A 12,552-nucleotide genomic window follows, 5' to 3' on the forward strand; every position below is an offset into this window, starting at 1 on the left:
ATCTTCCTTCTGTCGCAAGAAGAATGATCAACCAAGGGCTTCATCCATGATCAACCGGGCACCCCCTCTGACACCCGGACCTTAAAACTCAAGCTCAGGCGCCAGGTTTGAAAGCGACCTCCTTCGTGGCGACAGTGCCCGCGGTCCGGCCGGGGGCGGTCTGGTGGGTCCAGTACAGGTTCGTGTGCGCGATGACCTGCGCGGGCGGCGGAGCGCCCCACTTGGTGAGGTCTTCGGTCGTGTGGGCGTCGCTCACCAAGGTCGCGTCGTAGCCTCGGGCGAGGGCGCCGTGCAGGGTGGAGCGGATGCAGGCATCCGTTTGGGCTCCGCTCACCACCAGGTGCCCGACTCCCAGGTCGGCGAGGACGGACTCCAGGGCGGTGTCTTCGAAGGAGTCGCCGTAGGACTTCTCCACCAAAGGTTCGGACGGCGAGGGCGTGAGTTCCGGGACCAGGTTCCATTCCGGGCTGCCCTTCGCCAGGCCTTCGTCGTTGTGCCGGACCCAGACGACGGGAACCTCGGCTTCGCGGGCTTTGCCCACCAGCACGGCCACGTTCGCCACCACGTTGTCCCGCTCGTGCGAGCCCGCGACGACGCCGTTCTGCACGTCGACTACCAGCAATGCGGTGTTCGGGCGGTCGTTGAGAGTGGTCATCGGTTCTTCCCTCCAGTCAGGTACCGCTCACGCTAGCCCCGCCCACCGACAAAAACCGTCACTCCGGGCGGAGAGCATCGTGCGGGGAGGACTCGCCGAACTCGGTTTCGAAGCGGGTCAGCAGACGGGAGAGGAGAGCGTTCAGGCCAGAGAGGTCGTCCTCGCCCAGGGCGGCGCTGAACAGAGCCTGTTCCCGTTCGGTGCGTTTCCGGGTGGCGGCGGCCCAGCGGGCGCGGCCTTTGCGGGTCAGGCGGATCGGGCGGCTCCGGCCGTCCGAGGACGCGGCGACGCGTTCTGCCAGGCCGGCTCGTTCCAGGCGGTCGATCCGGACGGTGACGGTCCCGGAGGTGACGCCGAGGCGGTCGCCCAGTTCCTTCGGGGTGAGCACCGCGGCACGGCCGGAGCGGTGCAAAGCCGACAATGCCTGCCAATCCCCCGTGCTGAAGCCGTATTCCTCCGCGACGCCGCGCAGCACCTGCTCGAACTGCCGCGACAGCCGTCCGATCCGCTGCCGGGCCGCTTCGACCTGCTCGTCCACGCCGTCGGGCATCACGGCCAGCCATTCGGGCAGGCCCGCCCCCACTGAGTCCAACTGGACACTCCCTCGAAACTCAAGGTAGTTTGATTTGAGTATCAAGGTAAATGGTCCTGGGGAGGTCCGCAATGTCCGGACGCGTCTGGTTCATCACGGGAGCGAGCAGCGGGTTCGGCCGCGTGCTCGCGGAAACTGTGCTGGCGCGCGGGGAAAAGGTCGTGGCCACGGCTCGCGACACGAGTGTGCTCGAAGACCTGAAGACGTTCACCGCCCGGCTGGACGTCACGGATCCGGCGTCGGTCGAGGCGGCGGTGAACGCGGCGATCAGCGAGTTCGGGCGGATCGACGTGCTGGTCAACAACGCCGGGCACGGACTGGTCGGGGCGCTCGAAGAACTGACCGACGAGCAGGCGCGGCAGGTGCTGGAAACCAACGTGTTCGGCGTCCTGAACGTCACGCGCGCGGTGCTGCCGCACCTGCGGGCGCAGCGCAGCGGGCACATCGTGCAGTTGTCGTCGGTCGGCGGGGTGGTCGGGAACCCGGGGCACGCGCTGTACGCGACGTCGAAATTCGCGCTGGAAGGGATGTCCGAGGCGCTTGCCGGGGAGGTCGCGCCGCTGGGGATCCGGGTGAGCCTGGTGGAGCCGGGGCCGTTCCGGACGGACTTCGCCGGGCGGTCGATGACGTTCTCCGAGCCCGTCGACGACTACCGCGAAACCCCGGCAGGCGTGCTGCGCCAACGGTTTTCCGCACAGGACGGCGTGCAGCCGAATGATCCGGCGAAGGCGGCCGGGGCGATTCTCAAGCTGGTCGACTCTCCGGACGCGCCGCTGCGGCTTCCGCTCGGACCCGAGGCGGTGACCCGGATCCGGGCGAAGCTTGAGCAGCAGCTCGCCGATCTCGCGGCATGGGAGGAGGTTTCGCTGGACACGCGTTATCCGGACGACTGAACACAGCGGGGCCGTCCGGATAACCGACGAGTCAGCCCACGGGGCCTTCGGCGGGCACGACGGTGACGTTCTGCTGCTGACCGGTCTGGTCGACGACGGTCACCGTCAGCTTGTCGCCGGGGTGGTGCTGGTCCATCAGGGTGGTCAGCGTGGTGGGCGAGTCGACTGTTTTGCCGTCCACCGCGGTGATCACGTCGCCGGCGGCCAAGCCGGCCTTCGCGGCCGCGCCGTCGGGCACGACCTGCTGGATCGCCGCGCCCGAGCCGGTTCCGCCCTGCTGTTGCTGCTGTCCGGCATCGCTGACGGTCACGCCGAGGAAGGCGCTCTTTCCGATGTGGACGGTGTCGGAGCCGGTGCCGCCGACGATCTGGTGGGCGATGGAGACGGCCTGGTTGACCGGGATCGCGTAGCCCTCGTTCCCGCTGGAACCCTGGGAACCGTCGCCCTGCGAGTCGCCCTGCGAACCGTCGCCCTGCGAGTTGTCGCCGGGGAAGCCGTTGCCGAGCCCGCCGTGGCCGCGCCGTCCGCCGCCGTTGAACTGGTATCCGGCCGAGGCCGCGGTGTCCATGCCGACGACCTGGCCCTGCGCGTTCACGAGCGGGCCGCCGGAATCTCCGGACTGGATGTTCGCGTCGACCTGGATCAGGTCCTTCAGCTGCTCGGACGAGCTGTTCGATTCGTCGGACGCGGTGATCGACTGGTTCAGCGCGGTCACCCGCCCGCCGGCCGGGATGGGCGCTCCCCCGGCGCCGCCGGCGTTGCCGAGCCCGACGACCGCGTCGCCGACCTTCACCGACGACGAATCGCCGAGCGTCTCCGTCGCCAATCCGGACGCGCCGGCCAGCTTGAGCACCGCGACGTCGTGGCTGCGGTCGTAGCCGAGCACGGAGGCGGGGTATGTCTGGCCGTTGCCGATGTCGGTGACCTTGATGCTCGTCGCGCCCTCGACGACGTGGTTGTTCGTGAGCACCTCGCCGTCGGCGGTGAGCACGATGCCGGTGCCCGCCGCGGCCGCGCCCTGGTAGCCCAGCTCGGTGTTGATGTTGACGATGCCCGCGCTGACCTTCTTCGCGATCGCCTGCGGGTCGATCGCTGTGTTCGACGGGTTGGTCTGGTTGCCGATCGAGCCGAAGTTCTGGTTCCCGGAGACGCCGGTCGGCGCGGACGGCGTCCACACGAAGTGCCCGACCCCGAGCCCGACGGCGACCGACAGCGCGATCGCGCCGACCGTGATCGCCGCTGTCCGCAACGGGTGATGCGAACGCGGCTGGGGAACCTGCTGTGCCGGGTAGGGCTGACCGGCGTACTGGCCGCCCGGCTGCGGGCCGTACCCGCCGGGCGGCGGGGCGCCCCAAGCCTGCTGCTGTCCCCAGCCCTGCTGGTACGGCTGCCCCGCTCCCGGCGAGTAGGGATGCGCCTGCCCGCCGTAGCCGGGCTGTCCCTGGTCGTGCCCGCCGCGCTCCTGCTCGTTCATGGTCCGCTCCCGCGTCTCGTCACCCTCCGCCAGCTCAGCAAACACCCGCTACCTGAGATTTTCCTTGCCGTGATCCGTGCGGAAGCTGTGTACCCGAGCGGCGGCACGGAAAAGCCCCGTCCGGCCCAGAATGGGCTGGGCCGGACGGGGCCCCGCGGAGACCGCGCCTTCTCCGCGCCGCCGGGGTTCCGGCGGCGAGGGTGGTCAGCTCACGTGCACGTAGTCGACCACCAGCTGTTGCGGGAACTGCGTGCTGCCGTCCGGGTCGCCCGGCCAGTCGCCGCCCACCGCGAGGTTGAGGATCAGGTAGAACGGGTGGTCGTACACCCATTTCTTGCCGTTCAGGTCCGCCGGGGTGCGGGTCTGGTAGGCCTGCCCGTCGACCAGCCAGACGATCTTGTCCGGCGACCAGTCGACCGCGTAGGTGTGGAAGTCGTCGGAGAAGTTCGGGCCGTTGAACGCCGCGCCGATGCCGCCCGCTCCCGAGTAGCCGGGGCCGTGGATCGTGCCGTGCACGGTGTTCGGCTCCTTGCCGATGTTCTCCATGATGTCGATCTCGCCGTCGTCCGGCCATTGCCCGCCGCCGAGCATCCAGAACGCGGGCCACATCCCTTGCCCGCGCGGCAGTTTCATCCGCACTTCCAGGTGCCCGTACGCCTGGCTGAACTTGCCGGCGGTGTTGAGCCGCGCCGAGGTGTACTGGCACGCGCCGTACCAGCAGTTGTTGCCGGAGTTCTCTTTCTTCGCGGTGATCACCAGGTGGCCCTGGCCGTCGAGCGCGCCGTTCGCCGCGCCCGCGGTGTACCACTGCCGTTCGTGGTTGTTGCCGTTGTTGTCGCCGGTTTCGTAGTTCCACTTGCTCCCGTCAGCGGGAGAGCCCGCCGGGCCGTCGAAATCATCGGAGAACCCGGCGGCCGGAGCGGCGGCGGGGGCCGCGTGCCCCGCGGGTGTCAGCGCGACCGCACCGGCGAGGGCGAGCGCCGCGGGGATCGCGAGCCGCCGCCAGCGGGCGGAGGTGTGCGTGGACGTCATCGTCATCCCTCAATCACTCGAGGGGCGGCCTGGCGGCGCCACCCCGGGTTTGTTGTGGATGGCAACAAAGTATGCCCACCAGTGCCTTCACCGGCAAGACGCCGCGTGGGTCATTTTCCGACCGGAGCCAGGCAACGGCGCTCACGGAGGGGATTACGGGCAGCTCAGGCTGGCCGGACGGGCAACCGCCCCGCCGACTGCTGTGCCGAGGTGCGTGAGGGCCACCCCTCACGACCCGCTGCCGCGGCGGAGCGCGGGGATCACGACTCGAGGTCGGCGGAGGGGCGTTCCTCCAGCAGCCACAACACCCCGCTCGGCGGCAGCTGCAGCACCGCCGACGCGGGCTGCCCGTGCCAAGGCTCCTCGGTCGCCTCCACCGCGCCCAGGTTCCCGACCCCGGAACCGCCGAAGGACTCCGCGTCGGTGTTCAGCGCCTCGGTCCACCGGCCCGCGGACGGAAGGCCGACCCGGTAGTCGTGGTGCGGCACTCCGGCGAAGTTCGCGATGCAGGCCAGCCGCGAGCCGTCCGCGCCAAGGCGCAGGAAGCTCAGCACGTTCCCGGCCGAGTCGTTCGCGTCGATCCAGCGGAAGCCCTCGGGCCGGACGTCGCCGCTGAACAGCGCGGCGGTGTCCCGGTAGATCGCGTTCAGCTGCCGGATCAGGTCGCGCACGCCGCGGTGCAGCGGGGTTTCCAGCAGATGCCAGTCCAGCGACCGCGACTCCGACCATTCGCGCGGCTGGCCGAATTCGCCGCCCATGAACAGCAGCTGCTTGCCCGGATGCGCCCACATGAAGGCCAGCAGCGCGCGCAGCCCGGCGGCCTTGTTCCAGTCGTCGCCCGGCATCCGTTCCCACAGCGAGCCCTTGCCGTGCACTACTTCGTCGTGCGACAGCGGCAGCACGAAATTCTCGCTCCACGCGTACACGAGCGAGAAGGTCATCTCGTTGTGGTGGTACGCCCGGTGGATCGGCTCGTGCGACAGGTAGCGGAGCGTGTCGTGCATCCACCCCATGTTCCACTTGAAACCGAAGCCCAGGCCGCCCAGATGCGCCGGGCGGGTGACGCCGGGCCAGGCGGTGGATTCCTCGGCGACCATCACCACGCCCGGGTGTCGCTTGTAGACAGTCGCGTTGAGCTCCTGCAAAAACCGTACGGCGTCGAGGTTTTCCCGGCCGCCGTACTGGTTCGGCAGCCACTCGCCGTCCTTGCGCGAGTAGTCGAGGTACAGCATCGAGGCGACCGCGTCGACGCGCAGGCCGTCGAGGTGGTACTCCTCCAGCCAGAACAGCGCGTTCGCGACGAGGAAGTTGCGCACCTCGTTGCGGCCGAAGTTGAACACGAGCGTGCCCCAGTCCGGCTGCTCGCCGCGGCGCGGGTCCTCGTGCTCGTACAGCGGGCTGCCGTCGAACCGCGCCAGTGCCCAGATGTCGCGCGGGAAATGCGCGGGCACCCAGTCCACGAGCACGCCGATGCCGCGCTGGTGCAGGTGGTCGACCAGGTACCGGAAGTCGTCCGGCGAACCGAAGCGCGACGTCGGCGCGTAGTACGACGTGACCTGGTAGCCCCACGAGCCGCCGAACGGATGCTCGGCCACCGGGAGGAACTCCACGTGGGTGAAGCCGGTTTCCTCGACGTAGCCGGCCAGCTGGTCGGCCAGTTCGCGGTAGCCGAGCCCGGGCCGCCACGAGCCGAGGTGCACCTCGTACACGCTCATCGGCGCGTCCGCCCAGTCGGTCGCCTCGCGCCGGGCGACCCAGTCCTCGTCGCCCCAGGCATACGACGATTCGGTCACCTTCGACGCGGTCGCGGGCGGCACCTCGGTGGCGAACGCCATCGGGTCGGCCTTCTCGTGCCAATGGCCGTCCGCGCCGAGGATGCGGAATTTGTAGCAGCTGCCCGCCGAAACGCCGGGGACGAACAGCTCCCACACGCCCGAGGACCCGAGCGAGCGCATCGGGTGGCCGCGGCCTTCCCAGGCGTTGAAGTCGCCGATCACCCGCACGCCGCGCGCGGTCGGCGCCCACACCGCGAAGGACACGCCTTCGACGACGCCGTTCGGGGTGTCGTAGCGGCGCACGTGCGCGCCGAGCACGTCCCACAGCCGCTCGTGCCGTCCCTCGCCGATCAGATGCTGGTCCAGCTCCCCCACTGTCGGCAGCCAGCGGTACGGATCGTCGGTGACGACAGTGTGGTTGTCGTAGCCGACTTCGATCCGGTAGTCGCCCGGGTGTTCCGGCAGCGTCGCGGCGAACAGCGCGTCCGCCACGCGGTCCAGCGGGACGCGGCGCTCGCCGGCGACGACCGACACCGACGTCGCGCCCGGGCGCAGCGCGCGCACGACGATGTCGCCGCCGACGGTGTGCACGCCGAGCACCGAATGCGGGTCGTGGTGCTCGCCCGCCAGCAGCCGGTCGATGTCGAGCGGAGACGGCGCCGCCGAGGGCAGATCCGCGGGGACAGCGTTCACGGGGGTCACTCGCTTCCGTCGGTGCTGCGGGCGATCGCCGCCAGGGGCACGCTCAGCCAGTCCGGCCGGTTCGCGTGCTCGTAGGCGACCTCGTACACCGCTTTGTCCAGTTCAAAGGCACGGAGCAGGTCCGCGTGCTCCTGCGGGTCGCCGACCGGGCCGTCGGCGCGGGCGTACCCGGCGCAGAACGCGGCGCGGTTGCGCCGGGCCCATTCCATCGCGTGCCGGGTCACGTCCGCGTTCTCGGGCTGCCCGACGAGCCGCTGGTGCGCCGCGTAGTCGAACGACCGGAGCATGCCCGCGACGTCGCGCAGCGGCGAGCGCAGCGCGTGCCGTTCCGCGACCGGGGCGGCCGGTTCGCCTTCGAAGTCCAGCAACAGCCATCCGTTGACGGTACGCAGCACCTGGCCCAAGTGCAGATCGCCATGGATGTACTGCATCGAGATCGGCGGCTCGTGCGCGCGCACCGCCTCGAAGGCTCCGCGCAGCGCCGGCGCGTGCACGGCCAGCTCCGGGACCATCGCGGACACCTGGTCGAGGCGGTCGGTCATCGCGCGCACCGTGCGGTCCAGCTCGCCGCGGTCCGCGGACTCCGTGCCGAGCGCGGTCGCCAGGTCCGCGTGCACCTCGGCCACCGCGACGCCGAGCCGCTCGGCCTCGCCGGCGAAATCGCCGCCCGCCTCGTCCGCGGCCCGGTCCGGGTCGGCCAGCAGGTCCCGCACGCTCGTGGTCGCCATCGCCCAGCCGTCGACCGCGTCCGGCAGGAACTCCTGCAGCATGCCCATCGTCGCCGGTTCGCCGTGCAGTTCGCCGGAGATCGACCCGACCACGCGCGCCACGTGCTCGCAGCCCGCCTCCTGCAGCGCGCGGTGCAGCAGCAGGTCCTTGTTCAGGCCCGGGCTGAGCTTGCGGAACAGCTTGAGGATGTACTGACCGCCGTACACCAGCGACGTGTTGCTCTGCTCGGAGGTGATCGGCCGCGAGCGCAGCCCTGGTTCGAGCGTCGCGTCCGGCTCCGCCGCGAACCGCAGCGGCCCGGCCGAGCCGCCCGCCGCCATCCGGTCCAGCAGCCCGCCGGTGAGGTCCGCGTCGCCGCTCGCCTCGTAGAACCGCTCGCCGAGCACCGCGGCCGACGCGACCTCGGGAATCCCGGACCGGCGGCCCACCAGCAGCTGGTACGGCTCGACGCGGTCGCCCTGCACCACGTCGACGACCGCGTGCACCAGCAGCGGATCCGGACCGGCCAAAACGGTGAGGCCGGCCGGGCGCACCGCGTCGATCGGGCGGTCCTTGCCCGCGAACCAGCGCTGCGCGGGCAGCCAGTCCGGCAGCAGGGCGCTCAGCGCGCCGGACAGCTCGGACAGGACGGGCGGGGAACCGTGGTGCGGCAGCGGACTCACCTCATTCTTCCGGCTCGAGCAGCTGGAACCAGTAGAACCCGTGCCCGGGCAGGGTGAGAAGGTACGGCAGCTCGCCGATGTCCGGGAAGCGCACCCCGCCGGTCAGCTCGACCGGCGTCGCGCCCCGGTGCGCGGACAGGTCCAGCTCCACCGGCTGCGGGAACCGGGACAGGTTGTTGACGCACAGCACGACGTCCTCGCGGCCGTCCGGGCGCAGCCACCGGCGCTGGTAGGCCAGCACGCTCGGGTTCGAGCCGCCAAGGTCGGTGAAATCGCCCTGGCCGAACGCGTGGTGCTGCTTGCGGACCTCGATCATCCGGCGCGTCCAGTTCAGCAGCGACGCCGCGTTGTCGCCCTGCGCCTCGACGTTCAGCGCCTGGTGCCCGTACACCGGGTCCATGATCACCGGCAGGTAGATGCGGCCGGGATCGCAGGTGGAGAACCCGGCGTTGCGGTCGGGCGTCCACTGCATCGGGGTGCGGACGGCGTCGCGGTCGCCGAGCCAGATGTTGTCGCCCATGCCGATCTCGTCGCCGTAGTACAGCACCGGCGACCCGGGCAGCGACAGCAGCAGCGCGGTGAACAGCTCCTGCTGGTTGCGGTCGTTGTCCAGCAGCGGGGCCAGCCTGCGGCGGATGCCGATGTTGGCCTTCATCCGCGGGTCCTTGGCGTACTCGGAGTACATGTAGTCGCGCTCTTCGTCGCTGACCATCTCCAGCGTCAGCTCGTCGTGGTTGCGCAGGAAGATGCCCCACTGCGTGCCGGACGGGATCTGCGGCGTCTGCAGCAGGATCTCCGAGATCGGGAACCGCGATTCCCGGCGCACCGCCATGAAGATCCGCGGCATCAGCGGGAAGTGGAACGCCATGTGGCATTCGTCGCCGCCGGACTCCGCGTCGCCGAAGTACTCCACCACGTCGCTGGGCCACTGGTTCGCCTCGGCCAGCAGGATCCGGCCGGGGTACTCGTCGTCGACGACTTTGCGGCAGCGCTTGAGGAAATCGTGCGTGCGCGGCAGGTTCTCGCAGTTCGTGCCTTCCTGTTCGAACAGGTACGGCACGGCGTCGAGGCGGAAGCCGTCGATGCCGATGTCGAGCCAGAACCGCAGCACGTCGATCATCGCGTCCTGCACGGCCGGGTTCTCGTAGTTGAGGTCCGGCTGGTGGGCGAAGAACCGGTGCCAGTAGAACTGGCCGCGCACCGGATCGTAGGTCCAGTTCGACGTTTCGGTGTCGACGAAGATGATCCGCGCGTCGGCATAGCGGGAATCGTCGTCGCTCCACACGTAGTAGTCGCCGTACGGGCCGTCCGGGTCCGAGCGCGACTGATGGAACCACGGATGCGCGTCGGAGGTGTGGTTGAGCACCAGGTCGGTGATCACCCGGATGCCGCGCCGGTGGGCCTCGTCGAGCAGGTAGACGAAGTCCTCGACGCTGCCGAATTCCGGCAGCACGGCCCGGAAATCGCTGATGTCGTAGCCGCCGTCGCGCAGCGGCGAGGCGTAGAACGGCGGCAGCCACAGGCAGTCCACCCCGAGCCATTCGAGGTAGTCCAGCCTGCCCGCCAGCCCGCGCAGGTCGCCGGTGCCGTCGCCGTTCGAATCGGCGAACGCGCGCACCAGCACCTCGTAGAACACCGCGCTCTTGAACCATTCCGGGTCCTTCGGCGCCGCGTGCGCGTGCGCGAAGTCGTCCGCCTGCGGCTCGACCAGCATGCCGTCGGCGGTCACCGCCTCCCCGGTGTGCGGCACGCCCGCCAGTCCCGCCGCGGCGCCGGGCCGGCTCTCCTCGTCCATCCGTTCCACCTTGTCCTGAGTCGCGTGTGCTGAACAGTGGTTATCCCGATCGGTGCCGGGATAACCGCCCGGGCCGGAGAAACCGCGGCGTCAGGCCGCGAGCCTGCGGCGCAGCGCCACGATGTGCGCCACCGCCCGCCACGGTTCGAGCCGGACGAAGTTCGCCTGGCCCCAGTCCCACGTCTCGCCGGTGACCTCGTCGTGCGCGATGAGCCGCTCGGACCAGTCGAAGCCGAGCGCGGGCAGGTCGAGCCAGAGCGTGCCCTCCCGCGCGTTGTGCGGGTCGAGGTTCACCACGGCGACGACCGTGTCGCCGGTCGCCGGGTCCTGTTTGGAGTAAGCGAGCAGGGAGTCGTTGTCGATGTGGTGAAAGCGCAGCGATCGCATGCCCTGCAGCGCCGGATGCGCGCGGCGGACGGCGTTGAGCCGGGCCAGCCACGGTTCCAGCGAACGGCCCTCGGCCAGCGCGCGAGCGTAGTCTCGCGGGCGGAGCTGGTACTTCTCGGAATCGAGGTACTCCTCGCTGCCCGGCCGCACCGCCTCGGATTCGAACAGCTCGTAGCCGGAGTACACGCCCCAGGTGGGCGACATCGTCGCGGCGAGCGCGGCGCGCAGCGCGAACATGCCCGGACCGCCGTGCTGCAGCGATTCGTGCAGGATGTCCGGAGTGTTCACGAACAGGTTCGGCCGGCCGTGGTCCCAGTGCTCGACGAGGTCCGTGCCGAACTCGGTCAGCTCCTGTTTCGTGGTGCGCCAGGTGAAATACGTGTAGCTCTGGGTGAAACCGAGCTTCGCCAGTCCCCACAGCCGGGCCGGGCGGGTGAACGCCTCGGCGAGGAACAGCACGTCCGGATGCGCGTCCTTCACCGACTGGATCAGCCACGCCCAGAAGTCCGGCGGCTTGGTGTGCGGGTTGTCGACCCGGAAGATCCGCACCCCGTGCGACACCCAGTGCAGCACGACGCGCAGCACCTCGTCGTAGATGCCGCGCGGGTCGTTGTCGAAGTTGACCGGATAGATGTCCTGGTACTTCTTCGGCGGGTTCTCCGCGTACGCGATGGTGCCGTCGGGACGGGTGGTGAAGAACTCCGGGTACTTGACCACCCACGGGTGGTCCGGCGCGGCCTGCAGCGCGAGGTCGAGCGCGACCTCCAGGCCGAGATCCTCCGCGCGCGCCACGAACGAGTCGAAGTCCTCGATCGTGCCCAGCTCCGGGTGGATCGCGTCGTGCCCGCCCTCGTCCGCGCCGATCGCCCACGGCGAGCCGACGTCGCCGGGCGTCGCGGCGAGAGTGTTGTTGGGGCCCTTGCGGTTCACCCGGCCGATGGGGTGCACCGGCGGCAGGTAGACGACGTCGAAACCCATGCCCGCGACGCGGTCCAGCTCGCGCTCGGCGGTGGCGAAGGTGCCGTGCACCGCGCGGCCCTGCGCGTCGACCCCGCCGGTGGACCGGGGGAAGAATTCGTACCAGGAACCGAAAGCGGCGCGTTTGCGGTCGACCCACAGCTTCAGCACGCGGCCCTTGGTGATCAGCTCGCGCACCGGGAAATCGTGCATGAGCTGGCGGACCTCGGGCGAGAGCGCCGGTCCGACGCGCTCGGCGAGATCGCGTCCGCCCTCGCGCAGCGCGGCCGCGGCCGCGGCGAGCAGCGGGCGCTGCGCCCGGCGCTCCGGGCGGCGGGAGACGCGGTCGAGCAGCAGCGCCCCGCTTTCCAGGTCGTTCGCCAGCTCCCCCGGCCCCTGCCCGGCGGCGATCTTCACCTCGACCGCGTGTTCCCAGGTGGCCCACGGATCGCTCCACGCGTCCACCCGGTAGGTCCACATGCCCTCGGCGTCGGGCACGATCACCGCGCCGAACCGGTCGAGCCCGCGGCCCTGCCCGGCCATCCGCGTCTGGCGCGCGGCGCGGTCGCCCGGACCGCGCCAGGCGACCGTCGCGGCGACCGCGTCGTGGCCCTCCCGCCAGACCGTGGCGGTGACGGGGAAATGTTCGCCCGCAACGGCTTTGGCCGGATACCGGCCGCAGCTGACCATGGGTGCGACGTCGTCGATCCCGAGCCTGCCGGTCATGGCGATGCCCCTTTTTCACGGTGGGTGGGAGAGTGGCCGGAAGGTGCTTCCGCGAGTACGGTCAGTGTGCCTGATTCCTCCAAAGCCGTTGACAGCGGGGCCTTTTTCTGATTTTCCCGCCACCCGGCCGGGCGAAACGCGCCCATTCGGCGGAACTCCCGGACGCATTCCCG

General features: G+C 70.3%; 8 protein-coding genes and 1 pseudogene. 1 reads left to right on the plus strand and 8 read right to left on the minus strand.

The features are described 5' to 3' along the window. Window positions 1-94 precede the first annotated feature (94 nt). Both BM362_RS42550 and BM362_RS42555 read right to left on the minus strand, forming a co-directional pair. On the minus strand, window positions 95-655 hold the full coding sequence (locus BM362_RS42550; protein WP_093576994.1) for an isochorismatase family protein: 561 nt from the start codon (window positions 653-655) through the stop codon (window positions 95-97). Window positions 656-713: 58 nt separating this feature from the next. Then, the gene (locus tag BM362_RS42555) at window positions 714-1,238 is read right to left on the minus strand and encodes a MarR family winged helix-turn-helix transcriptional regulator (RefSeq protein ID WP_093576995.1); all 525 of its coding nucleotides are present in this window, start codon (window positions 1,236-1,238) and stop codon (window positions 714-716) included. Window positions 1,239-1,318: 80 nt separating this feature from the next. On the opposite strand from BM362_RS42555, the gene BM362_RS42560 reads away from it, so the two are divergent. Next, complete coding sequence (locus BM362_RS42560) at window positions 1,319-2,140, plus strand: oxidoreductase (RefSeq protein ID WP_067589097.1); 822 nt, start codon at window positions 1,319-1,321, stop codon at window positions 2,138-2,140. A 31-nt stretch (window positions 2,141-2,171) separates the two neighbouring features. Here the strand turns inward: BM362_RS42560 and BM362_RS42565 are convergent, their stop codons facing one another. The 6 genes and pseudogenes from BM362_RS42565 to BM362_RS42590 all read right to left on the minus strand — a co-directional run bounded on the left by BM362_RS42565 (window position 2,172) and on the right by BM362_RS42590 (window position 12,379). Beyond that, complete coding sequence (locus BM362_RS42565) at window positions 2,172-3,614, minus strand: S1C family serine protease (protein WP_067589155.1); 1,443 nt, start codon at window positions 3,612-3,614, stop codon at window positions 2,172-2,174. Window positions 3,615-3,821: 207 nt separating this feature from the next. Next, window positions 3,822-4,646: pseudogene (locus tag BM362_RS42570) on the minus strand (glycoside hydrolase family 16 protein); the annotation flags it as partial. A gap of 260 nt (window positions 4,647-4,906) precedes the next feature. Beyond that, window positions 4,907-7,114, minus strand: coding sequence for a 1,4-alpha-glucan branching protein GlgB (gene glgB, locus BM362_RS42575; RefSeq protein WP_093577041.1), 2,208 nt, complete (start codon window positions 7,112-7,114; stop codon window positions 4,907-4,909). Window positions 7,115-7,119: 5 nt separating this feature from the next. Continuing rightward, window positions 7,120-8,514, minus strand: a complete 1,395-nt coding sequence (locus BM362_RS42580) for a maltokinase N-terminal cap-like domain-containing protein (RefSeq protein WP_425285775.1) — start codon at window positions 8,512-8,514, stop codon at window positions 7,120-7,122. Window position 8,515: 1 nt separating this feature from the next. Next, window positions 8,516-10,309, minus strand: coding sequence for a maltose alpha-D-glucosyltransferase (gene treS, locus BM362_RS42585; RefSeq protein WP_067589094.1), 1,794 nt, complete (start codon window positions 10,307-10,309; stop codon window positions 8,516-8,518). Window positions 10,310-10,399: 90 nt separating this feature from the next. After that, on the minus strand, window positions 10,400-12,379 hold the full coding sequence (locus BM362_RS42590; protein WP_067589092.1) for an alpha-1,4-glucan--maltose-1-phosphate maltosyltransferase: 1,980 nt from the start codon (window positions 12,377-12,379) through the stop codon (window positions 10,400-10,402). Window positions 12,380-12,552 lie beyond the last annotated feature (173 nt).

The organism is Amycolatopsis rubida, from assembly GCF_900115345.1.
Taxonomy (GTDB): domain Bacteria; phylum Actinomycetota; class Actinomycetes; order Mycobacteriales; family Pseudonocardiaceae; genus Amycolatopsis; species Amycolatopsis rubida.